This window comes from Alcaligenes sp. SJTW-7 (genome assembly GCF_047716895.1).
Lineage (GTDB): Bacteria > Pseudomonadota > Gammaproteobacteria > Burkholderiales > Burkholderiaceae_B > Alcaligenes > Alcaligenes ammonioxydans.
This window is the reverse complement of record NZ_CP136682.1, coordinates 294,765-314,461: the sequence shown is the minus strand read 5'-3', so window position 1 is coordinate 314,461 and position 19,697 is coordinate 294,765. Positions and strand designations below refer to the sequence as shown.

Sequence of the window (19,697 nt, the reverse complement as noted above, 5' to 3'; positions counted from 1 at the left end):
GGACCAAGTACAAACGCCCGGCTCAAACAGCAGGCCCCTTGCATGCCTACGCAATCTCATGCCCGCGGCAAGCACTCTGATCCGCCCCGCCTGAGCCTGCCCCGATCCGAACAGCCCCCCCGGTACAGCCTCCTGAGCCCGCCTATAGCCCGTCCCTCAAAGCCTAAGTCCAGCTACCGCTACTTCTTGTCCTCGACCGGAGCCTCACCCTGCTCAATCCCGAACAAATGCTCCAGCCCCGAAGCCAAAGCATCCCTCCAAGCCACAAAATCATGCGCCGTCGAACTTTCCACGTAACGCACGTCATAGCCCCGTGCTCGCAGCACATCATCCAGATGACGATTCGCCTGCACCAGGCTGACATCCCGGCTGGAGCCGGAAGACTCAAACACCCCGGCACTCATATAAATCCTCACCGGCACAGCAGGTGAATCCGCCATCTGGCGCGTCAGCCACTGCCCCCGCTCTTGACCGGCAGGAGCCCACCAGAACGACCCCGACATGCTCAAGACATTGCCAAACCACTGCGGCAGACGCCACGCCGCATTCATGGCGGCCAAGCCTCCATAGCTGGAACCACCAATCGTTGTCTTGTCTGCCGAGGACTGCACCCCTTGCGCCTTCAGCCAAGGCATCAGCTCCTTATCAAGAAATTTGAGGTAGGCCTCATTAGGCGGCAGCTCACGAGCGCGCTCCGCCATACCGGGATTGTCCACCAGCACCAGCCACATGGGTTTCACGCGTCCCTGGGCAATCAAGGTATCCAACATGGCAGGTGCACGCGCCAGATCTCGATAATCCCGGCCATCAAACAAAATCAAGGTATGTTCTATATCCTGCGCATGGGTACCAGCAGGCTGATAAATCTGCACTTGGCGCTCCAGGCCCAAGGTCTGACTGGGCAGACGTTCCGTGCGCCACTGTCCTTGGCCGGCCTGCTGTGGCTCCAGGGCCACCACTTCTGCAGGCGCTTGAGTCAAACGTACGACCGACTCGCCCTCAAACACATTGCTGCTGCTCTCCGGCAAGGTCCGAGCATTGTGAGGGTCCCGTTGCAATGCGGCCCGCAAGACCTCACGCGCCAGGTCTTGGCCGACATAGGGCACATCCGGTGCCATGCGGTACGTAAAACGGGCATCACGCGGCAAGTCGTAGGTGATATACCAGATATCCGACTCCCCCAAACGATGCATGCGATCGCTGTACGCGAAGGGCCCGCCATGCAGACGCACCTCTTGCTGCGCACCCCGCCACACAAAGGTGACACGATCATGAGTCGCGCTGTAACGCTCCACCAAGGGGGAACCGACACGCTGCACATAATCCCAGAATCCCTGCGAAGGCTCGCCAGCACGTAAACGCATGCTCCACTGGCGAATCACATCCCCTTGCAAGGGTTCGGCCTGGGCGGGCGCTTGCGCAGCCGTCACCGATTCGATCTGCCACTGATATTGGCCCTGCCCCAACACGCGCAAGCGATACTCGCCCGCCGTCCCGGCAACAAAGCCAAATGGGCTTCCCCGCTCCGGGGCATGCGTCCAATGACGAATGACTGTGCCATCAGGGCCAAACAACTCCAGCGCCACCTCACCATTGCGCTGCCATTTGCCTTGCACGAGGTCATTCTGCTGCAAACTCAATATGCGTTCATGATGTTCGTGCGCCTGAACTTCACCCTGAGCCGAAGGCAGCGCCGCCGCCCATGCCGACTCAACGATTCCCACCATCAATATCGCTACAACAGGTGCGCGCAACATACATCCTCCTAAATGCCGGTTTGCCGCAGGCCAGGCCCAGTCCCAAAGAGCAGTATACGATCAAAAATAATCGACACTGCCCCTTGGCCGGCGCCAGATAGCCCTTTTATCAAACCAGACGGAAGGCTTGAATCAGTCGGTCCAGCTCCTGCACCTGATCCTGCAGCTCACTGGAGGTGTGGGCAACCTGATTGACCATCTCCGCGTTCTGATGGGTTGCCGAATCCAGTTGTCCGACCGCCACGTTGATCTGCTCGATACCAATCGTCTGCTCACGGGTCGAGGCGGCGATCTCATGCACAATCGTCATTACCTGCGAGCTGCCCGTGACCATCTCCTCGATAACCTCACCGACCTGCCCCATCAGCAGTACCCCTTCACGCGTGCTGTTGGACGAGGCCTCCACCAACTGGGCAATTTCCTGTGCAGAGGCCGTCGTGCGTTGTGCCAGCGCACGCACTTCGCCGGCCACCACCGCAAACCCCCGCCCCTGCTCACCGGCACGCGCCGCTTCCACGGCAGCATTCAAGGCCAGAATATTGGTCTGAAAGGCAATCGAGTTAATCACGGTGGTGATATCGGCCACCTTACCGCTGGTATCACGAATGGCACCCATCCGGTCCACCAGCTCACTGACCATCTGGCCGCCATGCTGGGCTGTTTTCTGCACCTGACTGGACACCTCTTCAGCGCGCATGGCGTTTTCTTCGCTCATACGCACGGTGCCCGTCATCTCTTCCATGGCCGAGGCCGTTTCCTGCAAGGCGGCCGCCTGCTGGGTCGTACGGCTGGACAGCTCCAGATTGCCCGCCGACAGTTGCGAGGTATCGTCCGCGATGACGCCGCTACTGTGCTGCAAGGTGCGCAACACATCATTCAGCTTCAAGCGCATCTGCTCCAGCGAGGCCATCACGCTATTGTCTGGAATCGTGCGCAAGGAATGCGCAACGCGCAGGTCGCCATTAGCAATCGCCTGAGCCGCCTCATGCAAGACGCTCGGTTCGGCGCCCAGTTCGGCAAGAATTTGGCGTGCCAGAAACACCGTCACTGCCGACACCAGCAAGACAATCAAGACAAACACCACTGAAGAGTTCAGCAAGCTGCTCAGAAAGCGGGACTTGATATTGTCAATGTACACACCCGAGATCAGTATCCAGTCCCATTGGGGCACGCCTTTGCCAAAGGCCAGCTTGGGTGCATTGCTCTGGTCGCTGAGTTTGGGCCAGTGATATTCCAGAAAACCTTCGCCCCCATTGCGACCGATGCGGCTCATCTCGGTAAACGGATGGACTCCATTGCTGTCGACGACTGCACTGACGTCCTGACCATCGAGCTCTGGGCGGGTCGGGTTCATAATGGACACAACGCTGGAGGACAACACCGACACATAGCCCTCCTGTCCGAAGCGGATACTGCTGATGCGCTGCAATGCCTGCTTTTGCGCCTCTTCTTTGCTCAGTAAGCCCTTGCTGGCTAACTGCTGGTAGTCCTGCGTAATGCTCACGGCGATATTGACGATATGCTGCAAACTGCTTTTTCGCTCCTCCATCTGTGCCTGATAGAGTTGATAGTTCACAAATACAAAAACCGCCACCAATGCCATCAACCCCAAGATCAATGGCAACCACAACTTCTGTTTCAAGCCCAAACGCATCATATTCCCCGAGCAACGCTGAAAAGACAGGTCCCAGATACGCAAAAAACCGACCGCTGAAAGGCGGCCGGCCTGTTGAGAAGGCCCCATCGGACAAGCTGGGTAACGGCTTAGGGCTTGAATACTTAATTAAAGTTACATATAGAGATGACTGGATGCTAAGGCAGCTTACAAAATGCTGCCACTCACCCGTCGGGACGAGTCGGGACCTTGTCCGAAAGAGGGTTCGCTACTGGCCAACGTCAGCAGGAATCCGTCCTCGGACATCAGCTCCGAAGTCAGACGGCCCTGGTAATGACCCAGCTCCAGATTCAAGGCCAGATCGCGCTGCTCCAGATTGTCCACCCCCTTGATGACCAGCTCGAAACCCTGCTCGCTCAACAAGTGACAAGCGGTCTCCAGCAAGGCCTTAAAGGTGGGCTCACGGCAGGCGCGCTGAATGATGTCGGCCTCCAGCTTGACCCCAGTAAGCGGCCAGCCGCGCAAACGGTTAAGTTTGTAGTTTTCAATATCAGCACTGGTCAACCACACCTGAATCTCATGGTCTTTCAGATACTGCAAGGCCTGGATCAGCTCCGGTGTCTCTTCCAGCTCGTCTTCACTGAATAAATCCAGCTCCACACAACACGGCTGCAGCTCAAACTGCCGCAGCAGGCCAGGTATGCGCTTGTAAATAGGCAAGAGCATGTCTACGGGCAACTTCAGACCGATGTGACTGGCGCGCAGCGAATAGTCCTGCCACCAACGGCGCACATCTGCCATCAGGGTGCGCAGCATCCACTCGCACAAGGCCTGGCGGTGTATCGAGTCGGGCATATGGCGCAAAATCAGGTCGGACGACAGTCTCAGCCCGGTGGGCGAGGTCCAGAACACCTGGGCATCGACCCCGCTGTACTGGCCCGTGCTGGTGGCCACCCGTAACTGATACGAGAAGGACAAGGCTTCACTGGCCCGCGGGTCAAGTACATCCAGCGTTTCCAGGGCACGCAACAACTCCACCGGGGTAGGCTGAGCAGCTTCCTGCTCGTCACGCGGGGCGTAAAACTCCATGACTTCCGTGTCCTGGGGTTCGGGCTGGGCCAGGAGCTTGCCCGTGAAGGTGTAGCCCCAACCGTGCACCGACTTGATCGGCAAGGCGATTCCGGCCCGACTGGCCTTGCGGCGCAAACGGCTGATCAGAGAGTCCACCGCCCGGCTGTCGCTGGCGGCCAAGCCTTTGTCGCGCATCAGATCCTCACGGCTGAAACGAGCGTCGGCATGACGGACAAAGGCGTCCATCAATTGGCGTTCACTATGGGTCAGCTCCAGGCCCACGCCATTAGGAGCCACCAAGGTCCAGCCTTTATCGCGCAAGGTCCATTCCTGCCCGACCGGGTCCTGGGGCTCTTCCACCGTCTGGGTAGTATGAATAGCGGCGTACACATTACGGCGGCGCACGGCATGGCACCAGGCCATCAGCTCAGACACTTGCACATCCAGTGCCAGACAGGCGTCGGCCCCCGTCAGCAAAAGCTGCACGCGGGCACTGGCAGACAGGCCGGACTGAACCACCACAATCCCCAGGGAGCCAAAATCATTACGCAGCTTGGCCACCATCAAGGGGACATAACCGGCCTCAACAGGGAACAGCAACAGCTCTGCCCGGGCCTGACGTGCTTCGGCCACCTTTTCCAGAGATCTGACAACGCTTGTTTTGGTACCGAAAACCCGCAATTGCTCCAGCCAATAATGCAAGCCTTCGCCTTCTTCCAAAACAATCAACACGCAGCGTGCATGTTCCATAAGCGCCTACTATTTAATTATTAGCAGTCTCGCGACGCACCCAGCGCGAGCCGACAGTACTATTTTTATCAATAGTTGGAATTATCACTTCTAGAATACAGAGCACAAAGTAAAGAATGGTCAAATGTGGCGTTTGAAATTTTTTGTCTTCAAAATAACGTCAGCCTTACCCCGCAAACCCCGACAGGATTATTTTCCAGCCAAGGTTCTTTTAAAATCGTGCCTCATAAATAATTATAGTTTTCATAACACTATGACATAAAAAAACCCGCTCAAGAGCGGGTTGTTCTAGCGCAAGACGGGGCGAAATAATTACTGGGCAGCCGCCTGCAGACGAGACTGCAACTGCGCGGCAGGAAGCCAGCCATCGGCGCGGCTGCCATCCGCGAAATAAATCGCCGGGGTGCCTTGAACACGCAATTTCTGTCCCACGGCCAATAATTGATCCAAGGGATGCTCACACGAAGCCTTCTCGGGCCGCACTCCCCCTCCCATCCAATCACTCAAGGTCTTGGCGGGATTTTGAGCGCACCAGATATCTTCCGCTTTACGGCGACTATCCGGTCCAAGAATAGGAAACATCAGGCTATAGACCGTAACGTTATCGATCTCCTGCAACGTCGTATGCAGACGTTTGCAGTAACCACAATTGGGATCTTCAAAAACGACCATTTGACGACTGCCGTCACCCTTCACAAGCTTGATCGCCTTATCCAGGGGCAACTCATCCAGAGAAACACGATTGAGTTCCTGCATGCGCTGCTCGGTCAGGTCAACCCGGCTTTTGCTATCGAGCAAAGAGCCCTGCATCACAAAACTGGCTTGGGGATCGGTATAAAGCAAGGTCCCCCCTACCTCTACCTCCAGCAAATTGGGAAAGGGAGTGGCCCGGATGCCATCGACCGTCACGCCCGGAAAAGCCGCCTCAAAGGCTTGGCGTGTCGTTTCAAAACGGGCGTCTATTTTGGCAGGGCCGGCAGCCTGGACCAGGCTGCCAAGCGACAAGAGCGCCAGAGCCAAGACAGAACGAAGGGGCAACTTCATGACGTACATCCTTTGCTAATCGACAAAACTCGGGCGGTCTTAAAACAGGAGGGCACCGGGGCTGACTCCGGCAGCATGCGCAATCAGGCGGCGTTTTACCCACGGCAAATGATCCACGACCTGCATGCCTACATTGCGCAGCATGGAGACCGGCGCCCCTGGCGCAGCAAATAAGCGATACAGGCCATCGGTCGCGGCTCGCATGGCAGCAATGGGTTCGGCGCGGGCCCGCTTGTAACGATTGAGCACGCGCATATCTCCGACCGAGTAATAGGAGCCACGTTCGGACAAGACCTTGATAAGGGTTTCGATATCGCCCAGCCCCAGATTCAGGCCTTGACCGGCCAAGGGGTGTACGCGATGCGCGGCGTCACCGACCAGCGCCACACCGGGCGCCACCATGCCGCTGCGTTCAAAAGTCAGGGGGAAGCCGTAGACAGGACTGCGCAGTTCGAGCGCTCCCAGACGGCCGTTGGATAAGGAGAACAGGCTGTTTTGTACATACTGGGCCTGCTCTTGCGGCGGCAGGGCCAGTACCTTGTCCGCCTGCGCTTGCGGTACAGACCAGACCATGGACACTTGCGGTTTGCCATCCACATCGGGCATAGGCAGCAGCGCCAGAATCGAATCACCTGTAAACCACTGCAAGGCGACGTGCTGATGCGGGCGCTCTACATTGAAATGAGCCACCAGACCTGCGTCCCCGTATTCACGCCCCTGATGCTCAATGCCGGCGGCAGCACGCAGGCCCGAGCGGGCACCATCAGCCCCCACAAACAACTCGGCGCTGATGCGCTTTTGTCCGGCGGTCACCATGGTAGTGCCTTCCAGGCGCTCAAAGCGATCTTCAATCCAGGGCACTCCAAACACTTGCAATGCCTGATACAGCGCCTGCTCCATCTGGCCCGACTCCACAATCCAGGCTAGACAGTCCTGAGCATCCTGCCAGGCGTGCAGATTCAGGCAACCGCCGCCGTCCCCATGCACTTCCATGGCCTGGACTGGCGAGATGCGCTGGGCTGACATCAGATTCCAGGCCCCCAGCTGCGCCAGAAAACGCTGGCTGGCTACGGAGACAGCATAGACGCGGGGGTGGTACTGTCCGGCCGCCAATGGCATGGGCTTATAGGCCGGAGACAAAATACTGACCTCAAATCCGGCCTTGCGCAGCCCCAGAGCACTGGCCATCCCGGCCAGGCCGCCACCACACACAACAATTCGTTCTTTCTTCATCGCGCGCTTGGTGCTCCTGCCTGACGTGGCCACAACAGCCACATTTGCCCCTGCTGCTTCATGCGTCCGGCCTGCGCACCCGCCTCATCGCCGGTGCCCCAGTACAGATCCGTTCGAGCAGGGCCTTTGATGGCAGCCCCCGTATCCTGGGCAAAGACCAGCCGTTGCAAGGGCTGGCTGCTGGCAGGTTGCGAGGTCGCCAGATACACCGGCGTGCCCAAAGGCACATAGGTCGGATCAATGGCCACGGAACGCAAGCCGATCAGGGGGATGCCATAAGCGCCCTTGGGGCCCAGATCCGGGTCCACAATGGCTTCTTCCTTAAAAAAGACCATGGCGGTATTGACGTTCATCATTTCCTGGACACGATGCGGGTTGCGCTTGGCCCAGGCCTTGATATTTTGCATGGAAGTTTGTGCCAAAGGCATCTCGCCCTGCTTGGCCAGCCATTGGCCTACCGAGGCATATGGACGGCCATTATGGTCTGCGTAGGCCAGACGAACCGCACTCCCATCGGGCAAGATAGCGCGGCCTGAGCCCTGAATCTGCAGAAAGAAGCCTTCTACCGGGTCTTGTGCATAGACAATCACAGGCGGCTGCCGCTCCGGCTGGGCCATGATCTGCTCACGCGTGTCGTAGGGCACGATGCGCTTGCCAACCTGCTTGCCACGAATACGCTTGCCTGCCAGCTCGGGATACAAGCTCCCCAGATCAATGGTCAGCAAATCATCGGGCGCGGCAAAAAGCGGCCATTGGTAGCCGGAGCTACGGGAGCGCGCGGCTTTGAGCAAGGGTTCGTAGTAGCCTGTGACCGTGTTTTGTGCCACCTGGCCCTCGCCGGTCAGCAGGCGCCAGGGTTGCAGGTGCTGTTGCAGAAAATTGCGCACCGCCGCCGTATCCCGGGTATTGGCATCCAGTCCAGCGGACGCCGCCGCCTGACATACCGGCTGCCAGGCTCGTGGGTTGGCGCGAGCAGGCATGGCCAGCGAACCACTGACAGGACGCATCAGGCCCTTGCAGTTATTGATAAACCCTTTCCAGACATGATCCAGCGAGTCTGCCTGCCAGCCCGGCAGGCTCGACCAGTTCACGGCCTGATAGCGCCCGGCCAGCGCACGCGCCGGGGTCTCGGGCAAGGCAGACAGGGACGGCACGCGCAACGGCTGCAGTGCAATATCCGGCCCGCTTTCGGCAGTACCCGGAGCCGTTGGCGAAGTACCCCGGTCCACAGGCGTAGTGGAACAGGCGCCCAAGGCCAGCAGAACGGCTGGCACGCAATACTTTATCTTCATGGCTGGGGGTGACCCTTAGTGCAAGGTACGGGGAGAAGAAAGGATGAACTCCTGAATGGCGACCTCAAAGGGCACACCATTTTCACCAACACATTGGTAGCTGCCGCGCATGGTGCCAAACGGCGTGTTCAGGGGGCAGCCGCTGGTGTACTCAAAGGTTTCGCCTGGAGCCAGAACCGGCTGTTGGCCTACGACGCCCAGACCGCGCACTTCCTGAACCTGCTGGTTGTCATCCGTGATGATCCAGTGACGACTGATAATCTGGGCCGTCTGTTGTCCATGGTTGGTAATCCGGACGGTATAGGCAAACACGTATTGATTGCTATCGGGCTCGGATTGCTCAGGCAGGTACTGGGGCGTGATCTGCACCTCAATATCGTCAGGCTTCATGATGGATTCCAGGTTACGGCTGTACATACACGGGGCGCTGCACGGCCCCCCGGCTTGAAACTATAATGATGACATATGGCCACGATTTTCGTGATGTCTAATCTTTACGGCACCTATTATGTCCCAAGCCAGCTCCACTCGTATCGCTCCCAGTATTTTATCGGCCGACTTTGCCCGTTTGGGAGAGGAAGTCCGCAATGTGATTGCCGCCGGTGCCGACTGGGTTCACTGCGACATCATGGACAACCACTTTGTCCCGAACCTGACATTCGGCCCCATGGTCTGTGCCGCGCTGCGCCCCCACACCACCGCTCCCATTGACGTACACCTGATGGTCGAGCCCGTCGACGCGCTGATTCCCCAGTTTGCCAAAGCGGGCGCCGATTACATCAGCTTTCACCCCGAGGCCTCCCGCCATGTCGATCGCACGCTGGCGCTGATCCGTGACCACGGTTGCAAGGCCGGCCTGGTGTTCAACCCGGCCACCCCCTTGAACTGGATGGATCACCTGATGGACAAGCTGGACCTGGTTCTGCTGATGTCCGTGAACCCTGGCTTTGGCGGACAGGCCTTCATCCCTAGTGCCATGGACAAGCTGCGTCAGGCTCGTGCCCGCATTGATGCCTGGACCGCGCAAGGAGGCCAGCCCATCCTGCTGCAAATTGACGGAGGCGTGAAGGTGGACAATATCGGCGCCATCCGTGCCGCCGGTGCCGACACCTTTGTCGCCGGATCTGCGATTTTCGGGCAGCCCGATTACGCCCAGGTCATCCGCGACATGCGTGCGCAAATCGCCTTGGCCGAACAGGCCTGATCACCCGGCCTGCTCAGGGACGGGCCGAGCACGCGTTTATTGCAACATCGCATTGCGGCTGTAGCCGCCCTGCCGTACCAGGCTGTCGGGGCGGCGACGCTCCACAAACAAGGCATTGCCCTGCACGCGCTTGGCCTGCGCTTTGGCGGAGCTGGCCAGCTCCGCAATCAAGGAGCCCGAGTACAACTCGGGCTCATCAACCGTCACTACCCCCAAAGACAGGCTCACCAGTGGATGAAATACCAGCACGCCCTGCCGGTTCTCCGCCATATAACCGCCTGCCTGCCGATGCTCCAGGCGATAGAGAGACTCCAGCTCTTTTTCCAGCTCGTCCAAAATGCCTTGGCAACGCTCGGCCCAGTCCGGACTGGTGAACACCAGAATAAAATCGTCTCCGCCCACATGGCCGACAAAGTCCATGCGCGCTACGGTATAGCGGGTAAACAGTTCCGCCATCGAGCGAAGCAGCTCATCGCCTTTGCGATAACCGTATAGATCGTTATAAGGTTTGAAATGATCCAGATCGGCATAACAGACTGCAAAGTTTTGCCGGTTGCGCAATAAACCATCGATATGTTCGTCGATCGGCACGTTGCCCGGCAATTGCGTCAGGGGATTGGCATACCGGGCGGTCATGATCTGAATCTGCGTAATCTCGCGCATCAGCTCCACGCTGGAGCCCAGGCCCAAATATTCGCCCGCACCCGTAATAATGAAGCCATCACTGAGCGCATCACCCGCCCCTTGTGTCATCAAGGTCCCCAACTCCAGCACGCTGGTGTCGCAATCGACAATCAACGGCGGTGTATCAATGAACAGGGAGCAAGGCTTGTTGCCATACAGCTCCCGGTGATAGGGCCGGGCAAGCTGGTCGTAGAGCTGGCTACGACGCAAAATACCCGTCGGCCTGTCCCCTCGAAGCAAAGCCACCGCACTTAAATCGGGGTGGCTTTGGAACAGTTCATACACGCGGTTGGTCGGTGTATTGTCCGGCACGGCTGGCGCCGGACGCAGCAAGCGTCGAACACTCATGGAATTGCGGCCATGCACATGCCGCTGAACCTGTAGGCTGGACGGGCCAAACAAAGCAGCCTGGGCAGGCTCCAAATGAGGAGGTGGATTGGGCTGGGGGCGACACAGCAAATACCCCTGACCACAGGTCACGCCCAAATAGCGCAAGGTGCGCAGCTCCGCCCCCGTCTCAATGCCCTCGGCGATCACCGTGGATTGCGCGTGGCTGGCGATATCGCAAATGGAACGGACCAATTGCTGCTTGAGCACATCGGTATCAATATCGCGTACAAAATACTTATCGATCTTGACGTATTCGGGTCGCAACTCGGACCACAAACGCAGCGAGGCATAGCCTTCGCCCAGATCATCAATGGCAAACTGCAGCCCTTCCTGCCGATACAGCTCCAGGGCCTGGTTCAGATAATCGTAACTGTCGGTGCGCTCGGACTCGGTCAGCTCCACCACCACCCGGCTCCAGTCAATACCATGCAGTTGCGGCATGCCGGTACGCGGCTCCAGACGGGCCGAAGGCAACATGCGCATCACCACATCCGGGCTGGAGTTCAAAAACAGTTTGCCCGCCAGACCCTGCCGATTAAAACTGCTGACCAGGGTATGGCAGCACAGCTCCTCGAGATCCCATAAACGCCCGCACTGCCGGGCCGCATCAAACAGGGCCAGCGGCGAATAAAAACTGGTGTCTTTCGGCCCCCGAATCAAGCCTTCGTAGCCCAGAATCAAGCCCGACTGCAAATCCACAATGGGTTGAAAAACCGGCGTAACTTGTTTTTCTACGAGAATCTGATGAAATGTATCGAGCATCATCTTTCCGCTCCTAGGACCTGACTGAACGGACTATCGAAAGCCAATCTTGTACCAAAATACGGTTTGCTCACTAAATTGATAAGCCCGCGCGCAGTAAGGAGCTTTAACATGATGAATCAAACGAAATGAAAACCCGATGTTCCGAAAACTTTTCTGCTCGACCTTAACAGGAATTTGACAATATTTTGTCACAAGCTCGCTACAAAAAGATGAATATTTTCTCTGTACTGTTTGATCTGGATGGCACGCTGCTCGATACCATTCCGGACCTGGCCTCCGCGTGTAATGCCATGCGTATTGACTTCGGTCTGCCTGTGCTCCCGGAGGAACGCATCGCCACCTTCGTGGGCAAAGGCTCGGAAAATCTGGTGCAGCGCGCCTTGACGGACCTGCCCGAACCGCTGGCCGACCCCTCTCAGGCACTGGAATCATTTTATTACCATTACCAATTGTGCAATGGCCAACACAGCCGCCTGTATTCCGGGGTACTAGAGGGATTGGAAGATTTCAAAAATCAGGGCTTGCGTCTGGCCATCGTCACCAACAAACCGGAACAGTTTGCACGCCCCTTGCTGGAACAGACTGGGCTGGCCTCGTATTTCGAACTGCTTGTGGGCGGCGATACCTGCCCACGCAAAAAGCCCGATCCCCTGCCCTTTCTGCATGCGTGCGAACAGATGAATCTCAGCCCCCAGCAGGCTTTGGTCATCGGCGATTCCATGAACGATGCCCAGGCGGCACGTGCGGCGCACATCCCGGTTTTGCTGGTTCCTTACGGCTATAACGAAGGCAAAGATGTGCAAAGCCTGGATTCCGATGGTATAGTTGCCTCTATTGCTGATGCGGCCATCTGGCTGCGCAACCAACGAAACACCATATTTACGTCATAAAATTCATGTCTACTCGCACTCACGCATCCACCATCTACGGCGCTTATTGGCGCTGGTGGCGTTCGTGTATCGGGTAGATATAACCTTGAAGTCTGGCGCGCCTGCAAAGTAGTACACAGCGTAGCGCCACCAGGAAATAAGCCCGGTAATCGCAACGACCGGGCTTTTTTTGTTTCTGTCCGGCTCGTCGTACCCACTGACCCTCGAGATCCCAATGACAGAAATAGAATTCAATGCCCTAGCAGCAGAAGGCTTTAACCGCATCCCCCTGATTGCGGAAACCTACGCCGACCTGGATACACCCCTGTCGATTTATTTGAAACTGGCGCACAACGGACCCGAAGGTGGACGTTATAGCTGCCTGATGGAATCGGTTGTGGGCGGCGAACAATTCGGTCGCTACTCCTTTATTGGTTTGCCTGCCCGTACCGTCATCCGCAGCTACGGGCGTCACACCCAAGTGCTGCACGATGGCAAGCCGGTGGAGACTGCCGAAGGCGATCCACTGGAATTCATCGAACAATTCCAGGCCCGCTTCAAAGTCGCTCTGCGTCCTGGCATGCCTCGTTTCGCAGGTGGCCTGGCCGGTTACTTCGGTTACGACACCGTTCGCCACATCGAACCGTCTTTGGGCGCCAACCGCAAGCCCTTCCCCGCCGATCAGGAAGAGGGCGTGCCGGACATCATGCTACTGCAGGTGGACGAACTGGTGATTGTGGACAACCTGGCCGGACGCACCTATTTGCTGGTCTACGCCGACCCCGCCCAACCCGAGGCCTACGTGCTGGCCAAGCGCCGCCTGAAAGAGCTGCGTGAAAAACTGCGCTCGCCTGTGGTGATTCCCTACGCCTACGCCAGCATGCAGACCGAATGCGAGCGCGATTTCGACAAAGAGGATTACCTGAAAGCCGTCGCCCGCGCCAAGGACTACATTGCCGCTGGCGACCTGATGCAAGTGCAGATTGGCCAGGTCATCACCAAGCCTTTCCGTGACTCCCCCTTGTCCCTGTACCGTGCCCTGCGTTCGCTCAACCCATCTCCCTACATGTACTTCTGGAACTTTGACGACTTCCAGGTGGTAGGTGCATCGCCAGAAATTCTGGTGCGGCAAGAAGAGCACCGTCAGGATGGGCGCAATATAGAACGCGTCACCATTCGTCCCTTGGCCGGTACCCGCAAACGCGGCGCCACCCCTGAGGCCGATGCAGCACTGGCCGCCGAGCTCAAGGCCGACCCCAAAGAACGCGCCGAACACCTGATGCTGATCGATCTGGCCCGCAATGACATTGGCCGCATCGCCAAAACCGGCACAGTCCAGGTCACTGACACCATGGCCATCGAGCGGTATTCGCACGTACAGCATCTGGTCTCCAACGTTTGCGGGGAACTGCAAGACGGCATGAGTCAGATGGACGTCTTGCGTGCTTCCTTTCCGGCGGGCACCCTGACGGGCGCTCCCAAGGTACGCGCCATGGAAGTCATTGATGAACTGGAACCCGTACGCCGTGGTGTTTACGGTGGCGCCGCAGGCTACCTGAGCTACTCGGGCGAAATGGATCTGGCTATTGCCATTCGCACCGGTGTCATCAAGGACGGCATGCTGTATGTGCAGGCCGCGGCCGGCGTTGTGGCCGACTCCGATCCAGAAAAAGAATGGCAAGAGACCGAAGCCAAGGCACGGGCGGTTATCCGCGCTGCCGAACAAGTGCAATTCGGTCTGGACGAGCCTATTTAATCGCCTCCCTGCCACTTTCTTTTTGCCGGAGTATTCCCATGCTGTTCATGCTCGATAACTATGACTCGTTTACCTATAACCTGGTCCAGTACTTTGGAGAACTGGGGCAGGAGGTAGTGGTGCGACGCAACGACCAGGTCACGCTGGAAGAGATTGAAACCCTGAATCCCAGCCATCTGTGCGTCTCGCCAGGCCCCAAATCCCCTGCGGATGCAGGCCTGTCTGTCGCCCTGATCCAGCACTTTGCCGGCAAACTGCCTATTTTGGGCGTTTGTCTTGGGCATCAGGCCATCGGGCATGCTTTTGGTGCGCGCATTATCCGTGCGCAACAGATCATGCATGGGAAAGTCTCCCCCATCACCCACCAGGGCACGGATGTGTTCCGCAACTTGCCCTCGCCCTTTAATGTCACCCGCTATCACTCCCTGGCCATCGAGCGCGACAGCCTGCCCGACTGCCTGGAAGTGACCGCCCAAACCGAGGATGGCGAGATTATGGGCGTACGCCACCGCGACCTGCCTGTCTATGGCGTGCAGTTTCACCCCGAATCGGTGCTCAGCGAGCATGGCCACGCCTTACTGAAGAACTTTCTGGACCGCTAATATCATGAACACCATCACTCCTACCGAAGCACTGGTGCGCTGTATCGAACACCGGGAAATCTTCCACGATGAAATGCTGCATCTGATGCGCATGCTGATGCGTGGCGAAATGTCACCGCAGATCGCAGCCGCCTTGTTGATGGGCCTGCGTGTCAAAAAAGAGAGCGTCGGTGAGATTTCCGCCGCTGCCCAGGTCATGCGCGAATTTGCGACCCCTGTGATTACCCCTAACCCCGACGAATTGCTGGATATGTGCGGTACAGGCGGGGACGGCTCCAATACCTTCAATATTTCCACCGCTGCCATGTTTGTAGCCGCCTCCGTCGGAGTCAAAGTGGCCAAACACGGCAACCGCAGCGCATCGTCCTCCTCAGGCAGCGCAGACGTGCTGGAAGCCTTGGGCGTGCGCCTGACCTTTTCACCCGAGCAAGTGGCGCAAAGTATTGCCGATACCAATATCGGCTTCATGTTCGCCCCCGCTCACCACGGCGCCATGAAAAATGTCGCTGCCGTGCGTAAGGAGCTGGGGGTACGTACCATTTTCAATATTCTGGGTCCTCTGACCAACCCGGCCGGTGCCACCAACCAGTTGATGGGCGTGTTCCACCCCGACCTGGTAGGCATTCAGGTTCGCGTGATGCAACGCCTGGGGGCCAAACACGTGCTGATCGTGCACGGCAAGGACGGCATGGATGAAGCCTCCCTGGGAGCGGCCACCCTGGTGGGTGAGCTCAAGGACGGGCAAGTGCGCGAGTATGAGATTCACCCCGAAGACTTCGGAATGGCGATGACCTCCAACCGCAGCATTCGCGTCTCCAGCAAAGAAGAATCCGCCGTAATGATTATGGAAGCCCTCAATAACCAAGAGGGCACCGCTCGTGATATTGTTGGCCTCAATGCTGGTCTGGCCATCTATGCTGCCAACCACGCCGACTCCATTGAACAAGGCCTGCGCATGGCTTTTGAGGCCATTGCCAGCGGTGCCGCCCGCGAAAAACTCGAACAATTCCGCGCTTATACAAGGAAGTTAAACCCATGAACGACATTCTGGCCAAGATCCTCGACACCAAAAGAGCTGAAGTCGTTACCGCCCGCCAGTTGCGCAGCGAGTCCGACCTGCTGCGCGAGGCGAAGAACCGGAACGACCTGCGCGGCTTTGCCAGCGCCATTGAAGACAAGATTGCCCAAGGCAAGCCAGCCATTATTGCGGAAGTCAAAAAAGCCTCCCCGTCCAAGGGTGTGATCCGTGCCGATTTCAACCCCACCGAAATCGCCGCCAGCTATGCCGCCCATGGTGCGGCCTGCCTGTCCGTCCTGACGGATATCCAGTATTTTCAAGGCTCTTACGATCACCTGCGCCAGGCGCGTGCCGTGTGTGCGCTACCCGTACTGCGTAAAGATTTCATTATTGACCCCTACCAGATCATTCACGCCCGGGCCATGGGCGCAGACTGCATCTTGCTGATCGTCGCAGCCCTGGAGCAAAATCAGTTGATGGAATTTGAAGCCATGGCGCACGAGCTGGGTATGGATGTTCTGGTTGAAGTACATGACCGCGCCGAACTGGATATTGCTCTGCAAATGAAAACCAGCCTGCTGGGTATCAACAACCGCAACCTGCGTACCTTCGAGACCGACCTCCAGAACACGCTGGACCTGCTACCCTTCATCCCCAGCGAAAAGCGCGTTGTCACCGAAAGCGGCATCCACACCCTTGAGGATGTCGCCCTGATGCGCGATAACCAGGTCCAGGCTTTCCTGGTGGGTGAGGCGTTCATGCGTGAACCTGATCCAGGCGTAGCCTTGCAAAACCTGTTCTTTGGTCAGCCTGCATGAGCACCCCCGCTTGCCCCCTGTGCGCCTTGACGCCCGATCAACTGCTCTGGTCGGGCGCAGGGCTGCAGGTACTGGCCGTCACAGACAGCCCCTTTCCCGGTTATACACGGGTGATCTGGCAAGAGCATGTGGCTGAAATGACAGACCTGTCTGAAGCACAGCGGCAGCACCTCATGGCGGCGGTCTATGTGGTGGAGCAAATCCAGCGTGAACAGCTGGGAGTCGCCAAAATCAATCTGGCTCAATTCGGGAATCAGGTTCCGCATCTGCATTGGCACCTCATTCCTCGCTGGAAGGACGATCCGTTCTTTCCGGATTCTGCCTGGTCACCCGCCCCCCCTCGCACGGAAGAACAGAAACAAGGCTGGGCTTCCCATGAGGCACGCCTGCTTGAGCAAGTCAGCGAGTATCAGCAGGCACTGCGTACTGCGCTGCAAGCCCGGTTCGACCACTAAACACGCTACTGCGCGACTCCACCGGCAGGAACCAAGCCGCTCTTGCGCTACCTGCACGCAAACAGTGTGCTTGCGTAGCAGAGCATAGCCCCTCTTTACGCCTGGCAACACGACCCTCTCGCCTTCAACAATCCCCACCTAAGAAGGATAAGGGTAAGGTGTGCCCAAAGACTTCGTTCCGCCACCCCTTGACCTTGTCGCTCCGAGCACAAGATTAACCTAGATCAAGCCTGGACAACAATCACCTAGCCCCACCAAAAACCACCATATATAGTGTCATGAATCGTAAAAATCACTATATATAGGTTTTGGTGAACAATATGGCTACCCAGGAAACCGCGTCGCGTCCCGTTGCTCAGCTGGACATCATCCGCTCCATTACCGAGTATCTGGACCGCCAGGACTGGCGCGTACAAGCCAATGCCAACCAGGGCTATTCGCTGGGCGGGTTGATTCTGAACAGCTCCGGCAAAATGATTGCCAACTACTGGCTCAGTCATGTCTACCCCGAAGCGATCGGCCAGGCACACCGTCAGGCCGACCTGCATATCCACGATCTGGACATGCTTTCTGGCTACTGCGCCGGCTGGTCCTTGCGCACCTTCCTGAATGAAGGACTCAATGGCGTGCCCGGCAAAATCGAATCCGGCCCTCCCCGTCATCTCAGTAGTGCTGTCGGCCAGGTCGTCAATTTTCTAGGCACCTTGCAGAATGAATGGGCCGGCGCCCAGGCTTTCAGCTCCTTTGATACCTATATGGCCCCCTTCATCCGCAAGGACGGCTTGAACTACAAGCACGTGCGCCAATGCATGCAAGAGCTGATCTACAACCTGAATGTGCCCTCGCGCTGGGGCACACAAACGCCCTTTACCAATCTGACCTTTGATTGGGTGTGTCCCGACGACCTACGCGAACAGGTGCCACAAATCGGCGGTGAAGAAATGCCGTTTTGCTACGGAGACCTGCAAGCCGAAATGGACATGATCAACCAGGCGTACATCGAAGTCATGAGCGAGGGCGACGCCCGTGGACGGGCTTTCACCTTCCCCATCCCCACTTACAACATCACCCGGGACTTTGACTGGTACAGCCCGAATGCCGAACGCCTGTTTGCCATGACGGCCAAGTACGGTCTGCCCTACTTCCAGAACTTCATTAACTCCGAGCTGGAGCCGAACATGATCCGCTCCATGTGCTGCCGCCTGCAGCTGGATCTGCGCGAGCTGCTCAAGCGCGGCAATGGCTTATTCGGTTCTGCCGAGCAAACCGGCTCACTGGGTGTCGTGACCTTGAACTGCGCCCGCCTGGGTTATCTGTATCAAGGCGATGAAGCCGGCCTGTTTGCTCGTCTGGATGAACTGCTGGAAATGGGCCGCGACAGCCTGGAAATCAAGCGCACCGTTATTCAGCACCACATGGACCAAGGACTGTTCCCCTACACGCGCCGTTATCTGGGCACCTTGCGCAATCACTTCTCCACGCTGGGAGTCAATGGCGTTAACGAGATGATCCGCAACTTCACCCAGGATCAGGAGAGCCTGTGTACCGTCTGGGGGCACCAGTTCGCGGTGCGTCTGCTCGACCATATTCGACAGCGCATGGTGGAGTTTCAAGAACATACCGGACACCTGTACAACCTGGAGGCCACCCCTGCGGAAGGCACCACCTATCGCTTTGCCAAAGAAGACCGCGCCCGCTGGCCCGATATTTTGCAGGCCGGCACCACGCACATGCCCTACTACACCAACTCCTCACAATTACCCGTCGGCTTTACCGAAGATCCCTTCGAAGCCCTGGAGCGCCAGGATGAGCTGCAAGGCAAATACACGGGGGGAACAGTGTTGCACCTGTACATGAGCGAGGCTCTGTCCAGCACCGATGCCTGCCGCAATCTGGTGCAGCGAGCCCTGAGCCGCTTTTCCCTGCCCTACATCACCGTCACGCCCACCTTCTCCATCTGCCCCAAACACGGCTATCTGTCGGGGAAACACGAATTCTGCCCGCACTGCGACAAGGAACTACTGGTCAACAAAATCGCACAGACTCGCAACGAAGCGTCCATTCCGACCTGCACTAACCCGCAAACCCCTCCAACCGGACAGGGGCAGAAACCGAAGCCGCAACAGACACAAAGGCAGGAGCAGGACAAAGAACCAGCAACGCGAAAAGTAAACGTGTCTGCCCAACCAGAAGCATCCGCCTACTAAAGCAGCTCTCGGACACCCGACCGCCACCCCTGAACGAACGCTACTTGTCCTGCCTATTTCCACTAAATCCGGACAACCCACTTAGCTTGACCGCGACTTGCTAACCCGCCTCGTGGCACACCGTGGCCGAACACATCCGACCTTGTGACGGCCCTTTTATCCAAGGA

16 protein-coding genes are annotated in these 19,697 nt (G+C 57.7%); 8 read left to right on the top strand and 8 right to left on the bottom strand.

The features are described from left to right. Window positions 1-179: 179 nt before the first annotated feature. From RSQ48_RS01390 to apaG, 7 genes are all read right to left on the bottom strand, one after another. The gene (locus RSQ48_RS01390) at window positions 180-1,757 is read right to left on the bottom strand and encodes an alpha/beta hydrolase-fold protein (protein WP_415302056.1); all 1,578 of its coding nucleotides are present in this window, start codon (window positions 1,755-1,757) and stop codon (window positions 180-182) included. 109 nt (window positions 1,758-1,866) lie between these two features. Continuing rightward, on the bottom strand, window positions 1,867-3,501 hold the full coding sequence (locus tag RSQ48_RS01385; RefSeq protein WP_415302055.1) for a methyl-accepting chemotaxis protein: 1,635 nt from the start codon (window positions 3,499-3,501) through the stop codon (window positions 1,867-1,869). A 78-nt stretch (window positions 3,502-3,579) separates the two neighbouring features. Next, the gene (locus RSQ48_RS01380) at window positions 3,580-5,193 is read right to left on the bottom strand and encodes an EAL domain-containing protein (RefSeq protein ID WP_059318459.1); all 1,614 of its coding nucleotides are present in this window, start codon (window positions 5,191-5,193) and stop codon (window positions 3,580-3,582) included. 312 nt (window positions 5,194-5,505) lie between these two features. After that, entirely contained in the window at window positions 5,506-6,237 is a 732-nt protein-coding gene (locus tag RSQ48_RS01375; RefSeq protein ID WP_059318458.1) for a DsbC family protein, read from the bottom strand. Between the two features lie 39 nt (window positions 6,238-6,276). Further along, on the bottom strand, window positions 6,277-7,470 hold the full coding sequence (locus RSQ48_RS01370; RefSeq protein WP_240208857.1) for an FAD-dependent monooxygenase: 1,194 nt from the start codon (window positions 7,468-7,470) through the stop codon (window positions 6,277-6,279). Continuing rightward, a complete protein-coding gene (locus RSQ48_RS01365) occupies window positions 7,467-8,762 on the bottom strand; it encodes a murein transglycosylase A (RefSeq protein ID WP_415302054.1) in 1,296 nt (431 codons plus the stop codon). The genes RSQ48_RS01370 and RSQ48_RS01365 overlap by 4 nt, the downstream gene beginning before the upstream one ends. Before the next feature lie 15 nt (window positions 8,763-8,777). Next, window positions 8,778-9,152: a Co2+/Mg2+ efflux protein ApaG gene (apaG, locus tag RSQ48_RS01360; RefSeq protein WP_039943828.1), complete on the bottom strand. Its 375-nt coding sequence runs from the start codon at window positions 9,150-9,152 to the stop codon at window positions 8,778-8,780. A 118-nt stretch (window positions 9,153-9,270) separates the two neighbouring features. On the opposite strand from apaG, the gene rpe reads away from it, so the two are divergent. Beyond that, window positions 9,271-9,966 carry a ribulose-phosphate 3-epimerase gene (gene rpe, locus RSQ48_RS01355; protein ID WP_003804487.1) on the top strand — a complete coding sequence of 232 codons (696 nt, stop codon included), beginning with the start codon at window positions 9,271-9,273 and terminating at the stop codon, window positions 9,964-9,966. Between the two features lie 36 nt (window positions 9,967-10,002). On the opposite strand, the gene RSQ48_RS01350 is transcribed toward rpe, so the two are convergent. Next, window positions 10,003-11,805 (bottom strand): GGDEF domain-containing protein, encoded by a 1,803-nt coding sequence (locus RSQ48_RS01350; RefSeq protein WP_219235457.1) that lies wholly within the window; start codon window positions 11,803-11,805, stop codon window positions 10,003-10,005. A 209-nt stretch (window positions 11,806-12,014) separates the two neighbouring features. Between RSQ48_RS01350 and RSQ48_RS01345 the strand changes: the two genes are divergently transcribed. From RSQ48_RS01345 to RSQ48_RS01315, 7 genes are all read left to right on the top strand, one after another. Beyond that, window positions 12,015-12,695 carry a phosphoglycolate phosphatase gene (locus RSQ48_RS01345; protein WP_059318543.1) on the top strand — a complete coding sequence of 227 codons (681 nt, stop codon included), beginning with the start codon at window positions 12,015-12,017 and terminating at the stop codon, window positions 12,693-12,695. A 214-nt stretch (window positions 12,696-12,909) separates the two neighbouring features. Next, the gene (gene trpE / locus RSQ48_RS01340; RefSeq protein ID WP_003804493.1) at window positions 12,910-14,430 is read left to right on the top strand and encodes an anthranilate synthase component I; all 1,521 of its coding nucleotides are present in this window, start codon (window positions 12,910-12,912) and stop codon (window positions 14,428-14,430) included. Window positions 14,431-14,468: 38 nt separating this feature from the next. Next, window positions 14,469-15,032: an anthranilate synthase component II gene (locus RSQ48_RS01335; protein ID WP_003804495.1), complete on the top strand. Its 564-nt coding sequence runs from the start codon at window positions 14,469-14,471 to the stop codon at window positions 15,030-15,032. 4 nt (window positions 15,033-15,036) lie between these two features. Next, the gene (gene trpD, locus RSQ48_RS01330) at window positions 15,037-16,071 is read left to right on the top strand and encodes an anthranilate phosphoribosyltransferase (protein ID WP_003804497.1); all 1,035 of its coding nucleotides are present in this window, start codon (window positions 15,037-15,039) and stop codon (window positions 16,069-16,071) included. Next, window positions 16,068-16,868 carry an indole-3-glycerol phosphate synthase TrpC gene (gene trpC, locus RSQ48_RS01325; protein ID WP_003804499.1) on the top strand — a complete coding sequence of 267 codons (801 nt, stop codon included), beginning with the start codon at window positions 16,068-16,070 and terminating at the stop codon, window positions 16,866-16,868. Before trpD ends, trpC begins: the two co-directional genes overlap by 4 nt. Beyond that, the gene (locus RSQ48_RS01320; RefSeq protein WP_059318456.1) at window positions 16,865-17,323 is read left to right on the top strand and encodes an HIT family protein; all 459 of its coding nucleotides are present in this window, start codon (window positions 16,865-16,867) and stop codon (window positions 17,321-17,323) included. Before trpC ends, RSQ48_RS01320 begins: the two co-directional genes overlap by 4 nt. Before the next feature lie 320 nt (window positions 17,324-17,643). Next, a complete protein-coding gene (locus RSQ48_RS01315) occupies window positions 17,644-19,530 on the top strand; it encodes a ribonucleoside triphosphate reductase (RefSeq protein ID WP_240208854.1) in 1,887 nt (628 codons plus the stop codon). Window positions 19,531-19,697: the final 167 nt, after the last annotated feature.

Excerpts from the sequence above, each read along its gene's own strand:
- RSQ48_RS01390 (WP_415302056.1), bottom strand. The coding sequence starts at position 1,757 with ATGTTGCGCGCACCTGTTGTAGCGATATTGATGGTGGGAATCGTTGAG.
- RSQ48_RS01385 (WP_415302055.1), bottom strand. The coding sequence starts at position 3,501 with ATGGGGCCTTCTCAACAGGCCGGCCGCCTTTCAGCGGTCGGTTTTTTG.
- trpE (WP_003804493.1), top strand. The coding sequence starts at position 12,910 with ATGACAGAAATAGAATTCAATGCCCTAGCAGCAGAAGGCTTTAACCGC.
- RSQ48_RS01370 (WP_240208857.1), bottom strand. The coding sequence starts at position 7,470 with ATGAAGAAAGAACGAATTGTTGTGTGTGGTGGCGGCCTGGCCGGGATG.
- RSQ48_RS01375 (WP_059318458.1), bottom strand. The coding sequence starts at position 6,237 with ATGAAGTTGCCCCTTCGTTCTGTCTTGGCTCTGGCGCTCTTGTCGCTT.
- trpC (WP_003804499.1), top strand. The coding sequence starts at position 16,068 with ATGAACGACATTCTGGCCAAGATCCTCGACACCAAAAGAGCTGAAGTC.
- RSQ48_RS01320 (WP_059318456.1), top strand. The coding sequence starts at position 16,865 with ATGAGCACCCCCGCTTGCCCCCTGTGCGCCTTGACGCCCGATCAACTG.
- RSQ48_RS01335 (WP_003804495.1), top strand. The coding sequence starts at position 14,469 with ATGCTGTTCATGCTCGATAACTATGACTCGTTTACCTATAACCTGGTC.
- rpe (WP_003804487.1), top strand. The coding sequence starts at position 9,271 with ATGTCCCAAGCCAGCTCCACTCGTATCGCTCCCAGTATTTTATCGGCC.
- RSQ48_RS01345 (WP_059318543.1), top strand. The coding sequence starts at position 12,015 with ATGAATATTTTCTCTGTACTGTTTGATCTGGATGGCACGCTGCTCGAT.
- RSQ48_RS01350 (WP_219235457.1), bottom strand. The coding sequence starts at position 11,805 with ATGATGCTCGATACATTTCATCAGATTCTCGTAGAAAAACAAGTTACG.
- RSQ48_RS01315 (WP_240208854.1), top strand. The coding sequence starts at position 17,644 with ATGGCTACCCAGGAAACCGCGTCGCGTCCCGTTGCTCAGCTGGACATC.
- apaG (WP_039943828.1), bottom strand. The coding sequence starts at position 9,152 with ATGAAGCCTGACGATATTGAGGTGCAGATCACGCCCCAGTACCTGCCT.
- RSQ48_RS01380 (WP_059318459.1), bottom strand. The coding sequence starts at position 5,193 with ATGGAACATGCACGCTGCGTGTTGATTGTTTTGGAAGAAGGCGAAGGC.
- trpD (WP_003804497.1), top strand. The coding sequence starts at position 15,037 with ATGAACACCATCACTCCTACCGAAGCACTGGTGCGCTGTATCGAACAC.
- RSQ48_RS01365 (WP_415302054.1), bottom strand. The coding sequence starts at position 8,762 with ATGAAGATAAAGTATTGCGTGCCAGCCGTTCTGCTGGCCTTGGGCGCC.